Source organism: Photobacterium sp. Ph5 (assembly GCF_022129445.1).
Classification (GTDB): domain Bacteria; phylum Pseudomonadota; class Gammaproteobacteria; order Enterobacterales; family Vibrionaceae; genus Photobacterium.
Map to the genome: position 1 here is coordinate 67,838 of NZ_JADQAQ010000002.1, position 22,018 is coordinate 89,855.

A 22,018-nucleotide genomic window follows, 5' to 3' on the forward strand; every position below is an offset into this window, starting at 1 on the left:
ATGTCTTGTTTACACACTCATTCACACGAAGATCATACCCATGGCCCTGATTGTGGTCATACTGCTATCCGTCATGATGGTCATGTCGATTATTTAGTTAATGGTAAATTACACCATCCACATGGCGATCACTGTGATGAACATGTCATCGAATTTGATGATGCTCATCCTAATGAATGTAATCATAGCCATGCATGTGGCGATCATGTTCACGGCCCTGATTGTGGTCATGAGGCTATCCAACATGGTGATCATATTGATTACATTGTAAATAGTAGGCTACATCATCAACATGGCGATCACTGTGATGATCACGGCCCTGTTGAGTTAGTATAAGGTATGATATTTTAGATTATTGAATTGCCAACAATAGCTATATTGCGTTTACTATTCTCTTCATTTACGACGCATCGTGCTGAAAAAACTCAGGCATAAAAAACGTGCTGTCACTATCACGGCACGTTTATCATTCCTACTTCAAACGTTGACTAAATATATTTATTTCCAATTAGGATTTTGTAGTAACGCTTGCTGTAATAAACCTTTCATGTTTTTGTCTGGATTACCAACAAATTGGTAAGTCGCATATTCACTTGGTTTTGTGATTGCACCATCGGTATCTTTTACATGCACAATCATAGAATAATCTTTGTTATCTTTACCGGTTAAAGTGATCATAAAATCACCAGCACAATTATGCGGCTTACAATAAGAAACGGCTTTGTAAGTTTCATCACCATCTACAATATTATCGAGTGGCGCCGTTACTTTATTTTCTGATACCCATTTAGGCAGCTTTTGCGCTTCTGGCGCAACTACTTGTGTTTGCTCTACAACGGTTTCAGTTACCGCGACAGTTTGCGCTTGATCATTCGGCGCTTGCTCTTTAGGTGCTTGGTCATTACAACCAGCAAGTAACAAAACAATAGATGTTGCTAATAATAGCTTTTTCATTTTATTCATTCCTAAATTTAAGTACCGCTCAAGTCACTTATGCCTGCGGCACTAATACTTTTACAAGATAACGCTTATCTGGCTTACACCCTATCCAATATAAGAGCAAAAAGTATCTATAATTTGGCAAACATTATAAAGAAAGCGTAATACTGACATTACACTTACATATGTGAGTGTTTTTCATTCAATTAATTGAATTAACATACCTTCTTTACCGTAATTAAGTTAAGGTGTAACCAATTAAATAAAAGAAGCGAAAATATGCACGTTATTACAGAAAAACTGATTACTTTAAAAAACGCTTGGATGGCAAGCCATATTACCGATGCTGAGTTTCCAACACCGCTAAGTGAAAAGGGATTAGAACTGTATCAGCTGTCTCAAACAGCCCTAACGACGCACAGTATTGATACTTCTTTATCTACACCTGAATCCTCTTTATCTTTCTACCCTGTTGATTGCCACCCTCTTACTATTCGTTATTCTTTAGTTCGTGCATCTCAGTGGGAAAATGAACAAGAAAAAGAAGCGGTTATTGAGTATTTAACTCAGACTATGTTTGAACCAAATGCAGAAGCGACGCTTTATGTTGGCTTTTTCAAAGGTAAACCCGCAGCATGTGGCATGATTTACACACATGCAGAAGACGGTAAGCAACATAGCCTTGTTTCTGATGTATATGCACTACCGTTACCAAATCAGCAACAATTAATAACGGAGATGGAAAATCACCTTATCCATTCAGCGCAGCAATCCTCACAAACTGTCCTTATTCAAAAATAAATACTGTCACGAAGCTGACGATAGGCTTCGTGATTTACCTCTTTCTTCAACAACTAACCTGTTGTTTTTGACGAACCTTCAATCTCTGCCATACTAAGTTACAGACTATAATTCTTTCATTGAAGCGCTTAAAGTCAGTATCTAGATTACATCGGAGAAGAGTATGAAAGGGATCATTTTTACTGAATTTCTCGATATTGTTGAACGTACTTTCGATCTTGAAGTATGCCAGTCAATGCTAGATTTGGCTGATGATCCTGGGGTTTATACCGCAGTAGGCAGTTATGAGCACCAACGCTTAGTTAAATTGATCATCTGCCTACATAAAATTACTGGCGTTTCAGCTGAAAACCTTCAACAAACATTTGGTCGTGCTGTTTTCCCCCGCTTACTCACTTTATTACCGAACTATCATTTTTCCGATTCCAACACCTTTGATTTTATTCGCAGCGTTGAATCATACATACATCAAGAAGTAAAAAAGCTTTATCCCGATACGACTCCCCCTCGCTTTGAATTCTCAAATGAAACCGAAACAACCCTGACCATGGAATATCATTCAGCACGTTGTATGGGTTATGTTTGTTTAGGGTTGCTAGAGGGGTGTGCCGATTATTTTGAGCAACGTCTTGATATCGCACTTGAACCAACAACAAGCAAACACTGTGTCCGCTTTCATTTGTCATTGAGTAATAATTAATGATCGATCCTGAAAAGCATATTGCTCTATTAAAGCAAAAATTCGAGCGTGAACATGCATCAAGATTAGCCGCTGAAAAATTATTAGAGGCAAAAAGTCATGAGCTTTACAATGCAAATCAAATGCTTACTGAGTCTTATGAAAAATTACAACTGCAGGCGAAATTTGATTCTGAACTTTTAACTTATCAGAACAAAATGGAGAATCTATTACTGCGTTATGCGCGGTTATTTTTAAAACACAGTGCGACAAAAGAAAGTATTCAGCAATTATTAGACAGCCTAGTTGATGGTAATTATATCTCAGGTTGCCATATCAACATTTATCCTGCTGATAATATTAATATATCAGGTTGTTACTACAGTGGCCGTTTACAGCAATGGACGCCTCCAGCAGAGATAGAATCGACCAGTTCACTATGGGATCAAGATAACTATACCCTTTGGATCTCTATTATTAATAACAGAGGGAAAATGGGTATATTAGCTGTCAGAGTCGCCTGTAAGGAAGATCGTTTACCAGCGATTCAAAAACATATGGCACTATTTTGTGAATTGTTTCGATCGGTAATTGGCAGGCAAATGACATTTAACCAAGCCATTGATGCCAAAAAGCGAGCAGAAGATTCAGAGCAATCAACCCGCGATTTTCTCGCGATGATCAACCATGAATTACGCACACCACTTAATGGCTTACTGGGTTCTGCGGAATTATTGCAAGATACGCCACTTAATAACGATCAACAAAAACTCTTAACCACACTTAATCACTCCGGCGAATTACTACGAGCAATCATAAATGACTTACTCGATTACAGTAAGATAAATTCCGGTATGTTAGAACTTATTGAAAAGCCATTTGATTGCCACTTATTGGCGGTAAAACTTGAAGATATTTTCACCCATCGTTCCCACGAAAAAAGATTAGATTTTAATATTTACTATTCCTCTGACTTACCAAAAGTTTTAATTGGTGATGAGGATAGAATTAAACAAATTTTTGTTAATTTGATCTCTAACGCAATTAAATTCACCCCTGAAGGATTTGTTCACGCGAAGCTTTGGTGGCAAAACAAACAGCTGCAATTTACGGTAAAAGACAGTGGTTGTGGTATTGATCACTCCGACCAACACAAGTTGTTCAAACCTTTTAGCCAGGTCGATATTACCAGCAAACGAAGCCATGAAGGTACTGGGTTAGGGCTAGTGATCTGTAAGCAACTTTGTGAGCAAATGGGCGGAGCAATTCGGGTTGAAAGCTCACTCGGTCGTGGTGCATCTTTTCATGTTTCACTCCCACTAGCGATTAGTGAGCATACCCACTTTGATGCCAAAGTTAGGCAACCAGATAAGACGCCAATTAAACATTTAAAAGTATTAGTAGTTGAAGATTTAAAGACCAATCAAATGATCATAAAACTAATGCTAAATAAAGTTCATATCGAGCCGACGATTGTTGATAATGGGCAAAAGGCACTAGATATATTAAATATTGAGTCGTTTGATGTGGTGTTTATGGATTGCAGAATGCCTGTTATGGATGGCTACACCGCAACCAAAGAATTGAGAAAACAACACTATTCCAAACCTATTATAGCGTTAACGGCTGGCACAACGAGTGCTGAACGTGAATCCTGCATTCAAGCAGGTATGAATGACATTTTATGTAAACCCTATTTAGCTTCTGAGCTTCATGATATTTTGACGATTTGGGGCTGCAAGCTTGAATAAACCTTTCACTTAAGCAGTCACAAGTATAAATACTAAAAAAGGCCACCGAAGTGACCTTTTATATATTTTAAATCAATGAGCGTTTACCACAACTAACTCACCTTCACATTTGCTGTTTTTGATACGTCTACCGCTGTATCTGCTTTCGTTTCATCACTTTTAGCTTGCTTTTGTGTTTTAGGATCTAGGGTTGGTTTTACTAACACATAATCCATGATCTTACGGGCAAGTGGTGCTGCGTTACGTCCCCATCCACCGTGTTCTAAAATAACAGACACTAGGACTTTCGGATCATGTAACGGCGCAAAACCAGTAAACAATGCGTGGTCACGTAAATGCTCAGCAATTTCATTTGCATCGTAGTTTTCAGTATCAGACATAGTATAAACCTGACTGGTACCTGTTTTACCTGCGGCTTCATACCCTAAGTTTTGAAACTCTTTACGTGCTGTACCCTTAGTGGTAACTAAATGCATGCCTTCTTGAGCAATTTGCCAATCTTTTAATGGCACAGGTTCGACTTTTGGAAAGTTTTTAAACTTAACAATATCTTCTTTGTTGCCATCAATAATGGCATATAACAAGTGCGGACGATGAACAACACCTGAATTAGCCACTACAGAGGTCGCTTTAGCTATCTGCATTGGGGTTGCCGTCCAATACCCCTGACCAATACCTATCGGGATGGTGTCGCCTTGATACCACGGCTGTTTAGTATGTGCGAGTTTCCACTGTCGTGTTGGCATATTACCGGATGTTTCCTCTCGAATATCAATGCCAGTAAGTTCGCCGTAACCAAACTTATTCATCCACGTCGATAATCGATCAATACCCATGTCATAAGCAACTTGGTAGAAGAAGGTATCTACTGATTGTTCAATCGCCTTATACACATCAACATTACCGTGTCCCCAACGCACATCATCACGGAATTTACGGCTTTTAGAGTTAGGAATACGCCACCAGCCAGGGTTATTACGTACTGTATTCGGTGTGATCACTCCTGTTGCTAATGCCGCTACCGCAATTTGTGGTTTCACAGTTGAACCCGGTGGGTATACCCCTAATGTGGTTCGGTTTACCAGCGGGTGCGCAGGACTATTCAGTAACTTACTGTATTCTTTGGAAGATATACCATGCACAAACAAGTTAGGATCATAACTAGGGCTTGATACCATCGCTAATATGCCATTATCCTGCGGATTTAAAACCACAATAGCACCACGACGAGTTTTAGTGACTATTTTGCCTGTTGTTGGATCTTTTACATCTTCGGTTAATAGCTTATTGGCATACAACTGCAAGTTTAGATCAATGGTGAGCTTGATATCTTTACCTGAAATAGGTGGCACATATTCTAAGGTGCGAATAATGCGACCACGGTTATTTACTTCGACTTTTTCATAACCCGATTGACCATGAAGTAAATCTTCATAGTAACGCTCAACACCTAACTTACCAATCGTGCGCGTGGCTTTATAGTTGCTATAAATACCCTGTTCTTTTAATGATTTAATATCACGATCATTAATTTTAGCCACATAGCCTAAGGTATGTGTTAATGCTGAGCCATAAGGGTAATAGCGCTCTAAATGGGCATCAACATCAACACCTGGATAATGAAATTCATTAACTGAAAACTCAGCGACTTGCTTTTCCGTCATCTGATCAATCAATGTCACTGGCATAAAATTACGGGTGTGCTTCTTATCCTTCATAAAAGAAGCTATTTCATCATCCGTCACACCGAGTAAAGTTTTTAAACTATCGAGTGTTTCAGTGAGGTGTGCAACTTTTTCTGGAATAATTTCTAAAGAATAAACAGGTATATTCTCCGCAAGAATAACGCCATTTCGATCGTAAATACGGCCTCGATTAGGTGCAACAGGAATAATTTTAATGCGGTTATCATTCGAGCGGGCTTTATATTCGCTGTAATCTTGCACTTCTAAGTGATACAAATTACCGATTAATACAAATGATAAAATGATAATCCCAATAAACCCAGCAATCGCTCGACGCTGAAATAGCGACATTTCGGCTTGGTGATCACGAAATTGACTTCTTTCTTTCTTCATAGAATGCTTATGAGATCTCAATGGCTATATGTGCCGTCGTTAACAGAGAATTTTATTTATGCCTCATTCGTATAATGCGTGATCTCTCGGTAGAATGTAATAACTGGTTGCTCGTTTGACGATAATTTAACCTTTGTTGTAGCGATATAATGCGTATGAAGAGTTTACAAGCCTTCTACGACCATTAAAATGACTGTCTTCTCTCTCTATAGGCTTTACCATGACCCTTTCTCGCTCCGCTGACAGCGTGGTTGTTCTCGATTTCGAAACAACTGGTTTATCCCCCAATCAAGGCGATCGTGCCATCGAAATTGGTGCTGTTAAATTAGTTAATGGTGAAATTGTTGATCAATTCCAACAACTAATGAATCCTGGTTTTCGTGTGAGTAGCTTTATTGAAGGTTATACGGGGATCAGCAATAACATGTTACGTAGTGCGCCACCTTGCCATGAGGTTATGGACGCATTTACTGATTTCATTGGTGATGCCAATCTTGTTGCACATAATGCTTCTTTTGACCAACGCTTTTTAGACGCAGAACTTGCAGGTATTGGCAGGCACTATACAGGTACGTTTACCTGTTCAATGCTAATTGCGCGTCGTTTATATCAACACGCACCGAACCATAAATTAGGCACGTTAGTGGATTATAAACACATTGAGCACAATGGCGTATTTCACCGCGCGTTAGCCGATTCCGAAATGACTGCACGTTTATGGTTAATAATGCTGGAAGATATTAAGCAGCAGTTTGGTATCCAAAATATTCCATTTGAATTGATGCGTAAACTAACAAAAACCCCGAAAGCAAAAATGGAAACCTTGTTTCACCGCTACGCTTAATATTAAGTCGTATATTCATCGTCGTAAGTATGCTAAAACAACGATATAGTTTTTAATAACTTCACTGAGAATTCGATTTTGCAACAGCTAGATACTGAACATTTCCCCCTAGTGCCTATCGCTCAGTCGGAGATAAAAATCGCAAGTTTTAATCTATTGAATTATCTTGCTCCCCCTAATGCCTATTATGATTTTGAAAATATTTATAGCTACGAACAATGGCATAAAAAACAGCATTGGCTAACATCGATTTTAGAAGCGCAACAACCGGATATTATTGGTTTTCAAGAAGTGTTTAGTGCTGAGAATCTGCAAGCATTATTACTAGATATTGGCTACCCCTATTTTGCGGTCGTTGATGAACCTAAAGTTGAAAGCGATTTTATTTATCGCAGTCCTGTCGTCGCTATCGCTTCCAAATTTCCTATTACAGAAGTGATCGCAGTAGAGGCTGATAATGAAGCGGCGCAATTAATGGGCTGGGCTGAATTCTCATTTAGTCGTAAGCCACTGCGAGCGACGGTTGATATTCCTCATATTGGCGCAACAGATTGCTATGTCACTCATTTAAAATCCAAACGTTCATTATTTGACGACCCTCTTCCTGAGACAATCGCGAAGTCAGGCAGTGCGCTGGCTTCTTTTCTTAGTCAACGTTTAGGAAATTGGGGATCATCCATGCTACGGGGAACGGAAGCGGCGTTACTGCAACTTGCGATGGTAAAACGACGCGAGCAAACCAGTAATCCGATGGTACTGTGTGGCGATTATAACGATGTAATTTCGAGTAGTTGTTTAGAAGAATTAACGGCAAACCGTGTTTACGGAATGTCGGAAAGTGAAACGGAGCGCTTAATTAACTTCTATTGCCTTTACGATGGGTGGCAGCTTTATACTCAAGTCAATCCACAAGATGAGAAAATTCGCCCTGCTACCCATTACTACAATGGCAAAGGATCGGTATTGGACTATATTCTGCTATCACAGGAGTTCAATGCGAATTATTTGGGCTCATTATTTGAAGTTAGCCATTATCACACTGAAGATAAACATTTGGTCAATTCAAGCTTTGATATTGACGGCTACAGTACTGATCACGCAATTCCTATTGTGACCTTGTCACTGAGATCCTAGTACCAACCTAGCTTTCAGTTAACTGATAACCGCTGATAACCACGGTTTGATAAAATAAGCACATAAAAAAACGACTGATATATCCTTTTCGCAAAAGATATTTATCAGTCGTTTTTCTTTACGTATTAAACGTTATTACGCTGTTGCTTTTGGTGCACGACTACGCTGTGGAGAGCGACGACGACCATCTGATTTCGGCTTTTCATCGTTGAAACGACGACGAGGCTGATCACCATTTGATTGTGGTTTCGCATCTGTATTGCGTGGCTTACGTGCAGGTCTTGCACCTTGCTCTGAACGCTTCTCGTTGTTTGCAGTATCAGTAGACTGACCCTGTGGACGGCGAGAGGCAGGTTTACGCTTTGCGCCACCGTTATTATTGTTTGCGCTACGCTTTTCACCTGTCGCTGCACCTTCACGTGCAACAAACGTTTTCGGCTTCTTAGGCTTCTTAGGCTTCTTCGGCTTAATCGGGCGTGTATCTAGCTTAGATTGTGGCAATGCGTTAGTGGGTTTAAAACCTTCAATAATTTCACGTTCAAACACTTGCTGTGTCAAACGCTCGATTGCAGCAAGATCTTTCGCTTCTTCTGCCGACACTAATGAAATTGCTTCACCCACACAACCAGCACGACCTGTACGGCCAATACGGTGTACATAATCTTCAGCTACGTGTGGTAAATCAAAGTTAACAACTTGTGGTAGTTGTTCAATATCTAAGCCACGAGCAGCAATATCTGTCGCAACAAGTACACGAATATCACCAGACTTAAAGTTAGCAAGTGCCTTAGTACGCGCACCTTGGCTCTTATTACCGTGGATAGCTGCCGCAGAAATTCCGCGACTTTCTAAATGGGTAGCAAGCTTATTAGCGCCGTGCTTCGTTTTGGTGAAAACAAGGACTTGTTTCCAGTTACGCTCATTAAGCAGCTTAGTTAATAAGTTAGGTTTCTTTTTTTGATCAACAGGGCAAATCCACTGCTTCACAGTACGCGCTGTTTGGTTACGTGGGTTAACATCAATCTCTACTGGATTATTCACTAATCCTTTTGCAAGCTCACGAATTTCATCAGAAAACGTTGCAGAAAATAGTAAGTTTTGACGCTCTTTTGGTAGTAACGCTAAAATTTTACGGATATCGCGGATGAAACCCATATCTAACATACGGTCAGCTTCATCAAGAACCAAAATTTCAACATCACGGAATTTCACAGCGTTCTGGCTATGAAGATCCATTAAACGCCCCGGTGTTGCCACCAATACGTCAGCACCTTTACGCATACGCAGCATTTGTGGATTTACTTTAACACCACCAAAAACAACTGCAGAGCTTAAACGTAAATTTTTACCATAAGTCGCAACACTCTCACCCACCTGAGCGGCTAGCTCACGCGTTGGGGTTAATACAAGTGCACGTACGTGATTTGAACGAGCAGGTCGACCATTCGCTAAACGTTCTAGCAAAGGTAAGGTAAAGCCTGCTGTTTTGCCTGTACCAGTTTGGGCCGCCGCCATTACATCTTTACCCGCAAGAATAGCTGGGATCGCTTGCTCTTGGATTGGTGATGGTTTTTCGTAGCCTTGCTTTGCAACAGCTTCAAGAATTGGGGCAGATAGGCCTAAAGAGGCAAAACTCATAGCATCTCTCTTTTATATAAAACGCCAATTTGGCGATAGTAGTGGCTAATTTAAGCCAGCTATTGAACAAACGTGCTGTTCAATGAGAATAAAACAGGGAAGGTAATGCTTACCTTCCCTGTTGAAAATTTACTGATAAGTACGTAACTATGAAACCGTTGTTTCTGTACTCATAGTTTCAGATTCTGATGGTGAAATGGTTTCTTCCGCAGACACTTGTTGTGTCGCTTCAGCGTCTAACTTGGCACGTTCCGCTTTAGAGATATAACGAGGCTTATTACTTTTATGTAACTTAGCATTTGCCTTTTTCATTCTCTTTTTAAGCGTTTCGTTAATTTTCTTTTTTCTATTCATAATCGCGCCAGCTGATATTTTCATCATTTTTAAACAAGGCGCTGATTGTAATGGTTCAGCGCTGAATAACAAGCTTTATCCATCAACAGGTCTCGAAAAGCATCTCAATATCGGACAAATGGTTCCGAAATCTTAGCTATGCTAATCGTTAATAGGTATACAATAGGCGATAACAATGAAAACACCACAAATTGTCACACTATTGTTGTTTGATAATTTTCAACTGCTTGACGCTTTTGGACCATTACAGATGTTTGGCTTATTACCCGACATTTATCATACTCAAACAGTGTCCGTGGATGGAAAAACAGTCATCAGCCAGCAGCATATATCCATTACACCACAGTTAAGTTTTAACGATACGTTTAGCTCTGATATTTTACTCATTCCTGGTGGGAGTGGAATTAAGTCCGTAATTAACGATCCCAAAGTATTATTTTGGTTAAAGCGCATCGCGTCCACGCAAAGATTAATCTGCTCTGTTTGTACAGGCTCAGCCTTATTAGCGAATGCTGGATTACTCAACTATTGCCAAGCAACAACAAATAAAAAACAATTTCATTGGGTTAAAGAACTAGGAAACCATGTTGACTGGCAATCATCTGCTCGGTGGGTACGAGACAGCAACATTTTTACGGCCTCTGGCTGCTCGTCAGGTTTAGATATGGCATTAGCGATTATTGCCTACCAATTTGGTGACAATGTTGCACGAAAAGTCGCTATTGAGGCGGAGTATTTATGGCAAAACGATCCTGACGACGATCCTTTTGCCCCACTACATATTGTTCAATAGTTCCCTATTCCCACATTACATAACTTTTTTCATTTAGTGCTGATTCTAATAGTGTGATTAATGGCATTGCACGCACTGATAAGCAAATTTCAGGCTCAAATTCATCATCATCTAAATCAGCATCAAGTGGATTTGATTCTAATGAACTATCCGCAGTCATATCATCCTGCTTAGTCTCTTGTTTAGCCTTAGTAATATCATCTTTTAGATTGGTCAGCGCTTGTGCAATATCTTCTTCACGAATAGCACCAGGCACTGTTTCACAAAAACCCATCATATGAATAAGCTGCTGAGCGATATCACCAAACATTGTGATATCGCTACTTCCTTTGCTATGAAATGTAATTAGCATAAATCATCTCCTTCTTTAATTGTGATAATAATTAGACCATTATTTTTTACTAGGGTTTCCGATCGAAACGGCAATTTAATTTTTCACCATCTTTTTTTCCTAAAAAGTAACCGATAGAACCGCCAGCTATAGCACCAAATAAATGACTTTCAAAGCTCACTAAGTAATTAAACGGAAAGACTCCCCAAATCATCGAGCTAAAATAAACCATGACTAAAAATGTAATGATTAATGACGTGATACTTCTTAAAACTAATCCATAGATAAGTAAGTATCCCCAAATACCATAAATGATCCCACTTAACCCTACATGATAGCTGATTCGTCCAAACAGCCATACGCTGATACTGCCAAATAACCAGCACAATAAAATAACATTAATTAACCGAGCAACACCATTAACCCCGACGCCAAGAGCCAATATTGTGAAAGAAGTGAGATTAAAAATTAAATGAGACCAACTCCCGTGAATAAAAGGATAGATCACAATGTTGCTGAGATGACTAACGTGTCGAGGTAATAAACCATAGCTATTTAATGCCCCATTTAGAATGTGATTAATGACAAAAGCTGTAAACGAAAGACCCCAGAACAATAGAATTACCAAGAAAACATCTCGCCATTCTTTTTTTAAGTCAAACATAACAAACTCACCACACACTAAAAACATTATAATAACGCAATATCACCTTTACTATTATAGCTAACTATATTATTTATGATTTATAGCTAAAATAACCCGAACTTTATATACCTCTCTTTAAGTATAAAATATTACAAGGTAGAATAGCGCACACTTGAAAATTAACACTGAAGCATCATGAATAAATTTCGTTATTTTTTTATAATATCGATCATTGCTATCACCTCAGCTTGTGATGTTGAAAGAAAAATTGACTTTGAATCATTTTCAATCTTACATAATGAGAATCTATCTCATGATATTCATGGCTTTATTATTACTGAAAGCAGTAATCCGTTAAAAGTCCCTTCATCATTTAATAATATTAACCAGCTTTCGAATACTTTAATTCATAGCAATTGGTTATCTTCTAAAGATTATCTTTCTAATATCAACGAACTTGTATACGCATTTGAAGAAACTCAATTACAAGAATCTCAAGTCTTCATTAATGCTCTCAAACAAGCCCAAAAAAATTATACACAGAATATCTTACGTATTAATGCTTATGCACAAACACTACAATATTCTTACGATAAGACTTTAGCGCGTTATACTATAGAAGCTAATGATTATAGAAAGAAAATCACATTGCTTGAACAACCTAATGACTACTATTTGGAGAATATTACACGAGTAGAAAACGAACTTGAACTCCAACGAGAGAAATACTTTAAGTCGAAAAAGTTATTTATTGACAGATTAAATGTAGTGCTTAACGATCCTACGACAGCTTTTAATATCAATGATAACTTGAACTTTAAAATCCGACAGAAAACTAAACCACAATGCGAAAAATTTTGGGGTGATTACGAAAGTATCAAGACTAAAAACAGCAATAATTGTGTCTATATCAATATTGACTATTTAATTAGTAATGTATCAATCAATAATAAAAATGCTGTTCACCAAATAATTAAAAATAACGCTGTAAATCTGTGGAATGAATTAACGCTTTTAAATGGATTTTATGATACAAAGACAAATAAAACACATTTTAAAAATAACTTACGAAGCCAATTAGCAAATCTTAAAAATGATTATTTACAACGCAAACAATTATGTGCTCATACCTGTCCTTCTGTGCCTATGTTAAAGCAACAGTTAGTATCATTGAAAGAAGAAAAGAATAAGATAATAGAGCCTTCTATTTTAGATAAAAATAATAAAATAGATATTCATTCCCGCGCTTTTAACAGAATGCTAACTCACAGTTTGCTATCCCATGATTTAGAGATAACAAATCCACTCAATGCTTTCATTGCGTTATATGATAACCCAAAAGTTGTCGATACTTTTACATCTGAATACGCTCATAAAATAATTATTAATTACCCTAAAGAATTTACTATTTCAATTGATCGTAGAGGCAACTTTATTAAGCCTAAAATTCCAACAAAGCACTATAGCTTGTATGTTGATGTAGGTTCAACATGCAGTATTATTTATCAACCTAATCATCAAGGTTTACTACCTAAGGTTATTTCGGCTGACTCTTTGAATGTAAAAACGAAGAATTGTGGTTTAGCGGAGCTAATAAAACATAATTTGGAACAACAATGGTTCCACTATGCGTAAAATTACATACCATTTCAAGTCACTTAGTCATACATAAGCTTCTTCACATTTTTTTAAATGAACGATAAAGGTATTATCACTAGTGATATCCGAAAGCTGTTGCGACTTGTAACCAATTCTGTTGTGTTTGTTTAGCGTGTTGTAATGAGGGTAAAAACTCTACAACATGGATTATTGAGGCATTGTATCCTTTACTACATTGAGAACTATAGTGATTCAATTCAGCACTAAAAATCGGCATAGTGTTTTGTTTGTTTACACACCAATTACCTACAATTTTTCCGCCTTGTTCCACACAGTAACTTAATACTAGATGTATAAATTGACGCTGATAATTGCTTTTTGCATCGCAGAAAATATTTTCATAAGCGGCATAACCGTATGTTGGATGGTAGACAGTCACCCCATGTTGCTGTGCTTGTTGCATTCCATAACTATCAACTGTTTCAATCAAACTTGTTGTTCGCAATATTGGTTTTGAAACAATTTCAGCTTGCACAGTTAATGAAATAAATACAAATAATCCGCATACCATGCTTAATATTAAATTCTTCATACACACCATCCTATTTCTTTTTGGTATACATGTTTTAATGAATATCTACCATATCACTGTATATTGTTATAGCAGATATTTTTATAAGCATTTAAATTTAATAATATTTTTCATATTTAGATAGATACAAGAGTGTAAATAAATCTATACATCATAAAAGTAGCTATAATTACAATATTCACTTTAGCTATATTTCTTACTATTAAGACAATAAATCCACACTAAATAAGATACAGTATTCATATACGGAGATCACATATATTTGTTTGGAGTCGATATATGGAAGATAAAACCCTCATTGCGGATACTCATGGAATTCTTGAAGCCTTTATTGAAAATGGGTTACATCGTACATACCCTATTTATTGCCAGTTCCCTCACTGCGAAAGCCTGATAGAAAAACACCAATACGATGAAAGCTATGATATTGAATTTAATGATGGTTATCGTCATCAGAATGAGAAATAATTTTAATCCTAAATTTTATGAATATACCTTAGGTATAAAAAGACATAAAAAAACCGACGCTTATAAACGTCGGTTTTCATTAACTCACTTGTAATTACCCTTGGCGACGTTTTTGTACATCTGCAGCTAATTGACGAAGTACTTTTTCAGTGTCTCCCCAACCAATACATGCATCTGTAATACTTTGACCATAAGTCGGTTCAACACCATCAACAATATCTTGACGACCTTCAACAAGATGACTTTCAATCATTACACCAAAGATAGACTTGTTACCACTCGCTATTTGCTCACCAACATCTTGTGATACTAGAGGCTGACGCTCAAATTTTTTCAAGCTATTTGCATGACTAAAATCAATCATCACTTTAGAACGGTGTCCGGCAGCTTCAAGTTGATCGGTTACTGCTTTAACATGCTCAGCACTATAATTTGGCTCTTTGCCGCCACGAAGAATAATATGACAATCTTCATTACCTGCCGTTGATACGATCGCAGAATGACCATATTTAGTCACTGATAGGAAATGGTGAGGTGCACTTGCCGAACCAACAGCATCGGTCGCAATTTTGATATTGCCATCAGTGCCGTTTTTAAAACCAACTGGACATGACAAACCTGATGCAAGCTCACGGTGAACCTGAGATTCTGTTGTACGCGCACCAATTGCGCCCCAACTGATCAAGTCTCCCATGTACTGAGGGGTGATCATATCAAGAAATTCGCCAGCCGTTGGTAGGCCAGATTCAGTTAAATCAAGAAGTAATTTACGACCAATGCGTAAACCATCATTTAATTGGAAGCTGTTATCCATGTAAGGGTCATTAACTAACCCTTTCCAGCCTACTGTTGTGCGTGGTTTTTCAAAATAAACACGCATAACAATTTCTAAATCAGCGCTAAGCTCATCACGTAGCGTTTTTAGCTTTTTTCCGTACTCAATTGCCGCATCAGTATCATGTATAGAACAAGGGCCTACAATCACAAGAAGACGGTCATCTTCATCATTTAAGATATTATGAATGGCATTTCGAGCTTGATATACTGTTTCAGAGGCTGCTTCAGAAGCTGAAAATTTTTCTAATATTGCAACTGGTGGTAATAGTTCTTTGATCTCGCTAATGCGGACATCATCTGTTTTATGCATGCTTATACTTCCCGTATCGCTACACTACTTCCATGTCGGTCAATCGATGTAGTGTACTTATCTCCAAATAGTTATTTCTTAACTTATCGCCTTAACCCTTTTTGTGCAATGGGTTATTGACAGTAAAGTCGACATTTTTTAACCATTTCACTTCATTAATAACAATAATGTGTATCGCATGTCATAACAAAATAGTTACACTCCGTCTAATTTACCTCATAAAACAACTGCTTTTATGATATATATCGCTATGAACCTTCTAAATAAACGGGTAATAATCACGCATACAGACCCACATTATTGATCTAAATGATGACATCTAAAGATTAAAAGTTCATTGTTATATAATGTTGAAATAATTAATTATTTTTAATAGGTAAAAGCTATTGTATCAATACAGAGGTGTTTATTCTGTATTGTGAAAAGCTACTAATTTATGAGTCGAGGTACGTCTTGTTGGCTAAAGACGAAATAATAGCATTCCACCATGTAAATAAATGGTATGGCGATTTCCATGCATTAAAAGACATTAACTTAACCATTCATAAAGGTGAACGGTTAGTGATTTGTGGCCCTTCCGGCTCAGGTAAATCGACACTTATTCGTTGTATTAATGGCCTTGAGCAGTATGATTCAGGTGAGATTATAGTAAGAGATCACTTATTAGATCCTAAAAGCCTACATGTTGTTCGCGGCAAAGTAGGTATGGTTTTTCAACACTTTAATCTTTTCCCGCATATGACAGTATTGGATAATTTAACCTTAGCTCCCCGACGCACATTGGGCATGTCAAAAGCTGATGCTGAAACGTTAGCGAAGCAATATCTAGCCCGTGTTCATATCGAGCATCAAGCCGATAAATTTCCAGGTCAATTATCAGGAGGACAACAACAGCGTGTAGCGATTGCGCGTTCGCTTTGTATGAAACCTGATATTCTTTTATTTGATGAACCCACTTCTGCTTTAGATCCTGAAATGATCCATGAAGTTCTTGATGTCATGAAAGAACTAGCAGATGAAGGTATCACAATGGTATGCGTGACCCATGAAATGGGTTTTGCACGTAAAGTAGCAGATCGGGTTGTATTTATGGATGAAGGTGAAATTGTTGAAATTGCACCACCTGCACATCTATTTGATCAGCCACAAAACCTTCGTACACAATCATTCCTTAAAAAAATTCTAAGTTACTGAGGTAAATATGATAGCTAAACCTCAGTCGCCATCGATTATCATCAAAATACTAAAACCTGTGATCAGTGGGTTATTACAAATATCCGTCATTAGTTTCGCTATTATATGGTTACTAAATAGCGGTGCGGATGCAATGAACTATAACTGGCAATGGTATCGTATTCCCCAATATTTATTTTTTAAAGAAGACGGTGAGTGGTTTTCTGCAGAGCTTATTGATGGCTTACTTATCACACTTAAAATATCAGCCATTAGCCTGATATTTACTATCATGTTTGGCTTAATTGCCGCGCTATTACGCTTATCTCATTCTATTGTCGGTCGAGGCCTAGCGCGTGGATACATTGAACTCATTCGTAATACACCGTTACTGGTACAAATTTATCTACTGTACTTTGTTTTTGGTCCTGTATTAGGGCTAGAGCGTTTTACAACAGCAGTGCTGGCATTATCTTTATTTCAAGGGGCATATACTGCAGAAATCTTCCGTTCTGGCTTAATCAATATACCTAAAGGTCAATTTGAAGCAGCTGAAAGCCTTGGATTAAGTAAAATAGATAGTTATCGCTATATTATTTTACCGCAAATGTTACGTCGTATCTTACCGCCTTTAACTAATGAGGCCGTCTCTTTGGTTAAAAACTCCTCTATAGTCAGTATCATGGCTATATTTGATCTTACAACACAAGGACGAGATATTGTTGCGGATACAGCCATGCCATTTGAAATTTGGTTTACTATCGCGGCAATGTATTTATGTATAACTTTAGTTTTATCTGCTTTTGCAACACTACTAGAGCACAAACTAGCTACACCTACTCATTGATGATTTTTAACGATATGGAGAATATGTAATGAAGCGTTTTTTTGCGGTATTTGTTACCGCACTCAGTCTTTTTTTAACAACAAGTCATGCATTTGCTGCCGATAAAAGCACCCTTGAACAAATTAAAGAACGTGGCACATTACGTGTAGGTTTATCAACATTTGTGCCTTGGGCTATGCGTGATAAACAAGGTGAACTAATCGGCTTTGAAGTTGATGTCGCTAAACGTGTCGCTAAAGATGCAGGTGTAAAAGTAGAGTTTATTCCTACAGCATGGGACGGTATTATCCCAGCCCTTCTTGCAGGTAAATTTGATGTTATCATTGGCGGAATGTCGATAACACCGCAACGAAATCTGAGTGTTCTTTTTACAACACCCTACTCTCATTCAGGTATTCAACTTGCAGCCAATAAAGAGTTAGCTGGCGATAAGCTCACAATTGCTGATTACAATAAACGTAGCGTGACGCTCGCTGTTCGTCGTGGCGCTGTAACAGTACAAGCTGCGAAGAAGTATTTCCCGAAAGCGAAATTACGTCAATTTGATGATGAAGCACAAGCATTCCAAGAAGTCTTAAATGGCAATGCGCAAGCCGTATTAGCATCAACACCAAAGCCAGAGCAAATGACGCTGCAATACAAAGACAAACTATTCTTGCCATTTAAAGAACGTTTAAGCCAAGGCTCTGAAGGCTTTGCGATCCGTCAAGGTGATTTCAACTTGTTAAACTTCTTTAATAACTGGATTTTACTTCGAACTCAAGATGGTTGGTTACAAGAACGTTATAACTATTGGTTCACAACTGTTGATTGGCAGAACCAGGTAAAAGAAGGTCAATAAGTAAATGTCTTCTTGCTCAACTGCAAAGAAAACACTCACGCAGCCAGAAAAGACACTGGCTGCTAAGTTTTCTTTAAAAAACCTTCAACCGCTTGATTATATTCTCTTAGTGATAATGGGCTGTTTTATTGGCTGGTTATATTACCGCTCATCTGTTGGCATTAATTACCATTGGCAATGGCATAAAGCCTTTGATTTGGTTTTTACACCTGGTCAAAACGGAGAACTTCCTTATTTCTTTCAAGGTATTATCAGTACTATTCGATTAAGTCTGTGGGGAATGCTATTTGCTGCGTTATTAGGGCTACTTTTAGCTTTAGGACGTCGTTCTTCTTTTATCTTTTTCCGGCTGCCAGCGAATGCTTATATTCAATTAGTCAGAAATATCCCGCCACTGGTTTTTGTTTTCATTTTCTATTTCTTTATATCTAGCCAATTAGTTCCATTACTAGGACTCGATAATCTTTTTCGTAATTACCATGGTAGCGAGAGTCTTTTGCAAGATATCCTCTTTGGTAATAGTCAGTTATGGGAAAACCTTTTTTCTGGAGTTCTGTGCGTTGGTTTAATTGCAGCGGCTTATATAGCTGAGGTCATTCGTTCAGGTCTTGATGCTATAGATAAAGGGCAATGGGAGGCTGCCAGTTCTCTTGGACTTTCTCGTCTTGACGGCTTTCGTTTTGTTATCTTTCCTCAAGCCATCGCAAGCATCGTCCCTGCACTTGCTGGTCAATTTATCTCTATCGTGAAAGATTCATCCATTATTTCATTAATTTCTATACAGGAGATAACCTTCGTCGGCAGTGAAATGGCAAACTCATCGGGGTTAATCTTTGAAATTTGGTTACTTGTCGGCGCTGTATACTTTATTTTGTGCTTATCTTTATCTTTATTATTCAATAAATTAGAGAAACGTAGTTTACGCCATCTTTCTCGATAAATATGAAGCGGCTTAAGTATTCTATATTTACTTAAGCCACTTCATTAACGATGGATTAAAGATACTTATTTTTTATCTCATTCCAACGCTGCTTACCTATCTTATTTGTAATAATTGCCACAAATGTTGGCGATAGCTTATAACCATTAATGACATCAATAGACTTAATAATCTGATCTAAATTACTGCCTTTATTCTGTAATGCTGTATCTACTTCGTACCAAAACGCAGGTCCCTTAAAATAGAATAGTGGGTAATATTGATATTCTTTCTTTTCATCGACATTTTTATTTGCTTCAACAAGACCTGTTGACGAAAAAGGGTATTTTTCAGCAAAATCATTCCAACGCTGGATTGGGGTTTTAAATGCAAAGGAAGTATTTTCCATTGATTTTAATGCGTAGTATTCTGCTAAACTCTCTCCTGTCCACCCATTAGCTGGTAATTTATTTTGCAGCAAATGTAAAGATTCATGTGCTGATATCTTTAATAGCCATTGTAATGACTCATTAGTTACAACTCCCTTATCCGTCCAAACATTCACAAAAATATTCGGTACACCGGAAGAGCCACTAATACGCCTCTCAGCTTTATCTTTTGCAAAAAAAGTAATACCCCAGTTATGTAACTCTTTATCAGGAAATACTTTTAATAAATCATTAAGTTGATTTGCTAATGTGGGTAACCATAATTCCTTTTCCTCTATAAGTTGAGGTAAATCAGAATGAATAACTACTTGCTTACCAGCTAGATCTACGACAGTTTTAGGCATTCCCCAAACCATAAAAAATGGAGGTTGAGATGTTGTTGGCATCAATGCACAGTCTTTTTCAGGTGAACAGACTTGGATCTGATCCTGCTCTTTGATACGAGGTAACGTATTCCATTCCGTCAGTACATACCATCCCTGCTTTGAGTTATGAGCATTATATTGATCTGATGGAGAATAACTGGATGGCTCTACATTTTTAGTTGTTACTTCCCATGTAACTTTACTACAAGCAATAGGTTGACCATAAACGATTATTGAAGAGGTTCCATCACGCTTTAAACATGTTAATTGAGGGGCAAACTCATTATCTCGATATTGACGTGGTTTAACCCATGTTAACGCCTGATTACCATTGGTCTTTGTATCAACTTTAATTATATCAGGCTGATTACTATCAGCTTTTACATTATATGTAACAGGTGTTTCTGCTAGTGCAGAGCCACTTCCAAACGAGAGAAATAACAAAGTTCCATAGCTTGTTATTATATTTTTAAACATTTAACCATCCATTATTTTACATTTTATCCATTTATAGACTTATATATTAGCAACTCGTTCAAAAAACATAGAAAATATTTTAAATTGCTACAATAATTGTTACTCGCTAGTAAGAATGATTTGTATAAATACCACTAGGAAAAACGTGCTCTTTGACACTAAAATGCGCGTCTCTTATTTAATGGTAGATAATCGTAATGTTTAAACTATTAACATCTATGCCCCCTTTTTTAGCTTTATCTATTGCCATTGTGTTTGAAGTGATCGCAACGTCTTTCATTCCAAAAGCTGAGCAATTTACTAAACTAGTTCCAAGTGCGGTTGTACTTGTCGGTTACGCTGTCGCTTTTTTCCTATTATCTGTCACCGTTAAAACTATGCCTGTTGGTATTGTTTATGCGATTTGGAGTGGTGCAGGTATTGTCCTAGTTGCAACGATTAGCTTTTTTATTTATGGACAACGCTTAGATTTACCTGCAATTGTAGGTATTGGTTTTATTATTGTGGGTGTTTTAATTGTTAATCTATTGTCGAAAACTGTTGGCCATTAACAAATCACTTCAATAAAAAAGGCAGTAATCATCTCGTAGATTACTGCCATTTTACATTTCCGCATTTATCTAAATTATGCAGTGTATGTGCGTAGCCTCGCCATATGGTATACATCGACGTACTCGCCATTACGAAACGCAAAGTTTTTCGCCTCGCCTTCAATTTCAAAACCATGTTTTTGATAAAGTTTCATTGCAGCAATGTTATCTGTATACACTTCTAACTCAATACGTTGTACATTGAGCCATTTATCTGCCAACATCAATGCCGACTGTAACAATTGCCCACCAACACCTTTACCTTGAAATGTATCTTTCACACCCATACCAAAGCTCGCAACATGCCTGCGTCTTGGGTTATCACAAACCGAAAGTCCGAGCTGCCCGACAATTTCTCCCTCATATTCCGCTACCAAGCTATAGCACCCTTGAGGTAAATTCGACAATCGAGACGTCCAACGATCGAGTGAAGGAAATGGGAGTTGAAGTGTACCACCATAGGCAATTTCAGATTCATAAATAGCTTTAACACCCGAAATATCTTTATCTTCACTATGTCGAATAATGATATTTTCCATAAGTACACTCCTTTTTTTCAATCA

Annotated in this window: 24 protein-coding genes; 14 read left to right on the forward strand and 10 right to left on the reverse strand. The window is 37.7% G+C overall.

Annotated elements, in window-relative coordinates; translation table 11 throughout:
• Window positions 1-336: a hypothetical protein gene (locus tag I3259_RS01235; RefSeq protein ID WP_238027948.1), complete on the forward strand. Its 336-nt coding sequence runs from the start codon at window positions 1-3 to the stop codon at window positions 334-336.
• A 162-nt stretch (window positions 337-498) separates the two neighbouring features.
• Here I3259_RS01235 and I3259_RS01240 read toward each other — a convergent pair whose 3' ends face one another.
• Window positions 499-954 carry an Ivy family c-type lysozyme inhibitor gene (locus I3259_RS01240; RefSeq protein WP_238027949.1) on the reverse strand — a complete coding sequence of 152 codons (456 nt, stop codon included), beginning with the start codon at window positions 952-954 and terminating at the stop codon, window positions 499-501.
• Window positions 955-1,218: 264 nt separating this feature from the next.
• Here I3259_RS01240 and I3259_RS01245 point away from each other — a divergent pair, with 264 nt between their 5' ends.
• The 3 genes from I3259_RS01245 (at window position 1,219) to I3259_RS01255 (ending at window position 4,170) form a co-directional block, all read left to right on the forward strand.
• Window positions 1,219-1,740: a hypothetical protein gene (locus tag I3259_RS01245; RefSeq protein ID WP_238027950.1), complete on the forward strand. Its 522-nt coding sequence runs from the start codon at window positions 1,219-1,221 to the stop codon at window positions 1,738-1,740.
• A gap of 163 nt (window positions 1,741-1,903) precedes the next feature.
• Window positions 1,904-2,440, forward strand: coding sequence for a heme NO-binding domain-containing protein (locus I3259_RS01250; protein ID WP_238027951.1), 537 nt, complete (start codon window positions 1,904-1,906; stop codon window positions 2,438-2,440).
• On the forward strand, window positions 2,440-4,170 hold the full coding sequence (locus I3259_RS01255) for an ATP-binding protein (RefSeq protein WP_238027952.1): 1,731 nt from the start codon (window positions 2,440-2,442) through the stop codon (window positions 4,168-4,170). Before I3259_RS01250 ends, I3259_RS01255 begins: the two co-directional genes overlap by 1 nt.
• Before the next feature lie 92 nt (window positions 4,171-4,262).
• On the opposite strand, the gene mrdA is transcribed toward I3259_RS01255, so the two are convergent.
• On the reverse strand, window positions 4,263-6,248 hold the full coding sequence (mrdA, locus tag I3259_RS01260) for a penicillin-binding protein 2 (RefSeq protein ID WP_238027953.1): 1,986 nt from the start codon (window positions 6,246-6,248) through the stop codon (window positions 4,263-4,265).
• A 220-nt stretch (window positions 6,249-6,468) separates the two neighbouring features.
• On the opposite strand from mrdA, the gene I3259_RS01265 reads away from it, so the two are divergent.
• Both I3259_RS01265 and I3259_RS01270 read left to right on the forward strand, forming a co-directional pair.
• Window positions 6,469-7,092, forward strand: coding sequence for a 3'-5' exonuclease (locus tag I3259_RS01265; protein ID WP_238027954.1), 624 nt, complete (start codon window positions 6,469-6,471; stop codon window positions 7,090-7,092).
• A gap of 78 nt (window positions 7,093-7,170) precedes the next feature.
• Window positions 7,171-8,226 carry an endonuclease/exonuclease/phosphatase family protein gene (locus tag I3259_RS01270; protein ID WP_238027955.1) on the forward strand — a complete coding sequence of 352 codons (1,056 nt, stop codon included), beginning with the start codon at window positions 7,171-7,173 and terminating at the stop codon, window positions 8,224-8,226.
• Window positions 8,227-8,361: 135 nt separating this feature from the next.
• On the opposite strand, the gene I3259_RS01275 is transcribed toward I3259_RS01270, so the two are convergent.
• Both I3259_RS01275 and I3259_RS01280 read right to left on the reverse strand, forming a co-directional pair.
• Complete coding sequence (locus tag I3259_RS01275) at window positions 8,362-9,864, reverse strand: DEAD/DEAH box helicase (RefSeq protein ID WP_238027956.1); 1,503 nt, start codon at window positions 9,862-9,864, stop codon at window positions 8,362-8,364.
• Window positions 9,865-10,011: 147 nt separating this feature from the next.
• Window positions 10,012-10,218: a DUF2986 domain-containing protein gene (locus I3259_RS01280; RefSeq protein ID WP_238027957.1), complete on the reverse strand. Its 207-nt coding sequence runs from the start codon at window positions 10,216-10,218 to the stop codon at window positions 10,012-10,014.
• 175 nt (window positions 10,219-10,393) lie between these two features.
• On the opposite strand from I3259_RS01280, the gene I3259_RS01285 reads away from it, so the two are divergent.
• Window positions 10,394-11,011, forward strand: coding sequence for a DJ-1/PfpI family protein (locus tag I3259_RS01285; RefSeq protein ID WP_238027958.1), 618 nt, complete (start codon window positions 10,394-10,396; stop codon window positions 11,009-11,011).
• Between the two features lie 4 nt (window positions 11,012-11,015).
• Here I3259_RS01285 and I3259_RS01290 read toward each other — a convergent pair whose 3' ends face one another.
• Together I3259_RS01290 and I3259_RS01295 are read right to left on the reverse strand one after the other, a co-directional pair.
• A complete protein-coding gene (locus I3259_RS01290) occupies window positions 11,016-11,363 on the reverse strand; it encodes a DUF1840 domain-containing protein (RefSeq protein WP_238027959.1) in 348 nt (115 codons plus the stop codon).
• Window positions 11,364-11,412: 49 nt separating this feature from the next.
• Window positions 11,413-12,006, reverse strand: a complete 594-nt coding sequence (locus I3259_RS01295; RefSeq protein ID WP_238027960.1) for a rhomboid family intramembrane serine protease — start codon at window positions 12,004-12,006, stop codon at window positions 11,413-11,415.
• A gap of 177 nt (window positions 12,007-12,183) precedes the next feature.
• Between I3259_RS01295 and I3259_RS01300 the strand changes: the two genes are divergently transcribed.
• Window positions 12,184-13,623: a hypothetical protein gene (locus I3259_RS01300; protein WP_238027961.1), complete on the forward strand. Its 1,440-nt coding sequence runs from the start codon at window positions 12,184-12,186 to the stop codon at window positions 13,621-13,623.
• A 79-nt stretch (window positions 13,624-13,702) separates the two neighbouring features.
• Here the strand turns inward: I3259_RS01300 and I3259_RS01305 are convergent, their stop codons facing one another.
• Window positions 13,703-14,179, reverse strand: a complete 477-nt coding sequence (locus I3259_RS01305; RefSeq protein ID WP_238027962.1) for a hypothetical protein — start codon at window positions 14,177-14,179, stop codon at window positions 13,703-13,705.
• 279 nt (window positions 14,180-14,458) lie between these two features.
• Between I3259_RS01305 and I3259_RS01310 the strand changes: the two genes are divergently transcribed.
• Window positions 14,459-14,647 (forward strand): hypothetical protein, encoded by a 189-nt coding sequence (locus I3259_RS01310; RefSeq protein ID WP_238027963.1) that lies wholly within the window; start codon window positions 14,459-14,461, stop codon window positions 14,645-14,647.
• Between the two features lie 94 nt (window positions 14,648-14,741).
• Here I3259_RS01310 and aroG read toward each other — a convergent pair whose 3' ends face one another.
• The gene (gene aroG, locus I3259_RS01315) at window positions 14,742-15,794 is read right to left on the reverse strand and encodes a 3-deoxy-7-phosphoheptulonate synthase AroG (RefSeq protein ID WP_238027964.1); all 1,053 of its coding nucleotides are present in this window, start codon (window positions 15,792-15,794) and stop codon (window positions 14,742-14,744) included.
• 453 nt (window positions 15,795-16,247) lie between these two features.
• Between aroG and I3259_RS01320 the strand changes: the two genes are divergently transcribed.
• From I3259_RS01320 to I3259_RS01335, 4 genes are read left to right on the forward strand one after another with little or no spacing between them, the layout of a single operon-like run.
• Complete coding sequence (locus tag I3259_RS01320) at window positions 16,248-16,988, forward strand: amino acid ABC transporter ATP-binding protein (protein ID WP_255721034.1); 741 nt, start codon at window positions 16,248-16,250, stop codon at window positions 16,986-16,988.
• 7 nt (window positions 16,989-16,995) lie between these two features.
• Window positions 16,996-17,814, forward strand: coding sequence for an amino acid ABC transporter permease (locus I3259_RS01325; protein WP_238027965.1), 819 nt, complete (start codon window positions 16,996-16,998; stop codon window positions 17,812-17,814).
• Between the two features lie 28 nt (window positions 17,815-17,842).
• On the forward strand, window positions 17,843-18,655 hold the full coding sequence (locus I3259_RS01330) for a transporter substrate-binding domain-containing protein (protein ID WP_238027966.1): 813 nt from the start codon (window positions 17,843-17,845) through the stop codon (window positions 18,653-18,655).
• A 4-nt stretch (window positions 18,656-18,659) separates the two neighbouring features.
• Window positions 18,660-19,595, forward strand: a complete 936-nt coding sequence (locus I3259_RS01335) for an amino acid ABC transporter permease (RefSeq protein ID WP_238027967.1) — start codon at window positions 18,660-18,662, stop codon at window positions 19,593-19,595.
• A 55-nt stretch (window positions 19,596-19,650) separates the two neighbouring features.
• On the opposite strand, the gene I3259_RS01340 is transcribed toward I3259_RS01335, so the two are convergent.
• On the reverse strand, window positions 19,651-20,865 hold the full coding sequence (locus tag I3259_RS01340; RefSeq protein WP_238027968.1) for a hypothetical protein: 1,215 nt from the start codon (window positions 20,863-20,865) through the stop codon (window positions 19,651-19,653).
• A 197-nt stretch (window positions 20,866-21,062) separates the two neighbouring features.
• Between I3259_RS01340 and I3259_RS01345 the strand changes: the two genes are divergently transcribed.
• Entirely contained in the window at window positions 21,063-21,416 is a 354-nt protein-coding gene (locus tag I3259_RS01345) for an SMR family transporter (protein ID WP_107206869.1), read from the forward strand.
• A gap of 74 nt (window positions 21,417-21,490) precedes the next feature.
• Here the strand turns inward: I3259_RS01345 and I3259_RS01350 are convergent, their stop codons facing one another.
• Window positions 21,491-21,994 (reverse strand): GNAT family N-acetyltransferase, encoded by a 504-nt coding sequence (locus I3259_RS01350; protein ID WP_238027969.1) that lies wholly within the window; start codon window positions 21,992-21,994, stop codon window positions 21,491-21,493.
• Between the last annotated feature and the right edge of the window lie 24 nt (window positions 21,995-22,018).

Bases quoted from the DNA above. Each gene is read 5' to 3' on its own strand.
- I3259_RS01235 (WP_238027948.1), top strand. From the start codon at position 1: ATGTCTTGTTTACACACTCATTCACACGAAGATCATACCCATGGCCCT.
- I3259_RS01240 (WP_238027949.1), bottom strand. From the start codon at position 954: ATGAAAAAGCTATTATTAGCAACATCTATTGTTTTGTTACTTGCTGGT.
- I3259_RS01245 (WP_238027950.1), top strand. From the start codon at position 1,219: ATGCACGTTATTACAGAAAAACTGATTACTTTAAAAAACGCTTGGATG.
- I3259_RS01250 (WP_238027951.1), top strand. From the start codon at position 1,904: ATGAAAGGGATCATTTTTACTGAATTTCTCGATATTGTTGAACGTACT.
- I3259_RS01255 (WP_238027952.1), top strand. From the start codon at position 2,440: ATGATCGATCCTGAAAAGCATATTGCTCTATTAAAGCAAAAATTCGAG.
- mrdA (WP_238027953.1), bottom strand. From the start codon at position 6,248: ATGAAGAAAGAAAGAAGTCAATTTCGTGATCACCAAGCCGAAATGTCG.
- I3259_RS01265 (WP_238027954.1), top strand. From the start codon at position 6,469: ATGACCCTTTCTCGCTCCGCTGACAGCGTGGTTGTTCTCGATTTCGAA.
- I3259_RS01275 (WP_238027956.1), bottom strand. From the start codon at position 9,864: ATGAGTTTTGCCTCTTTAGGCCTATCTGCCCCAATTCTTGAAGCTGTT.
- I3259_RS01280 (WP_238027957.1), bottom strand. From the start codon at position 10,218: ATGAATAGAAAAAAGAAAATTAACGAAACGCTTAAAAAGAGAATGAAA.
- I3259_RS01285 (WP_238027958.1), top strand. From the start codon at position 10,394: ATGAAAACACCACAAATTGTCACACTATTGTTGTTTGATAATTTTCAA.
- I3259_RS01290 (WP_238027959.1), bottom strand. From the start codon at position 11,363: ATGCTAATTACATTTCATAGCAAAGGAAGTAGCGATATCACAATGTTT.
- I3259_RS01295 (WP_238027960.1), bottom strand. From the start codon at position 12,006: ATGTTTGACTTAAAAAAAGAATGGCGAGATGTTTTCTTGGTAATTCTA.
- I3259_RS01300 (WP_238027961.1), top strand. From the start codon at position 12,184: ATGAATAAATTTCGTTATTTTTTTATAATATCGATCATTGCTATCACC.
- I3259_RS01305 (WP_238027962.1), bottom strand. From the start codon at position 14,179: ATGAAGAATTTAATATTAAGCATGGTATGCGGATTATTTGTATTTATT.
- I3259_RS01310 (WP_238027963.1), top strand. From the start codon at position 14,459: ATGGAAGATAAAACCCTCATTGCGGATACTCATGGAATTCTTGAAGCC.
- aroG (WP_238027964.1), bottom strand. From the start codon at position 15,794: ATGCATAAAACAGATGATGTCCGCATTAGCGAGATCAAAGAACTATTA.
- I3259_RS01325 (WP_238027965.1), top strand. From the start codon at position 16,996: ATGATAGCTAAACCTCAGTCGCCATCGATTATCATCAAAATACTAAAA.
- I3259_RS01330 (WP_238027966.1), top strand. From the start codon at position 17,843: ATGAAGCGTTTTTTTGCGGTATTTGTTACCGCACTCAGTCTTTTTTTA.
- I3259_RS01335 (WP_238027967.1), top strand. From the start codon at position 18,660: ATGTCTTCTTGCTCAACTGCAAAGAAAACACTCACGCAGCCAGAAAAG.
- I3259_RS01340 (WP_238027968.1), bottom strand. From the start codon at position 20,865: ATGTTTAAAAATATAATAACAAGCTATGGAACTTTGTTATTTCTCTCG.
- I3259_RS01345 (WP_107206869.1), top strand. From the start codon at position 21,063: ATGTTTAAACTATTAACATCTATGCCCCCTTTTTTAGCTTTATCTATT.
- I3259_RS01350 (WP_238027969.1), bottom strand. From the start codon at position 21,994: ATGGAAAATATCATTATTCGACATAGTGAAGATAAAGATATTTCGGGT.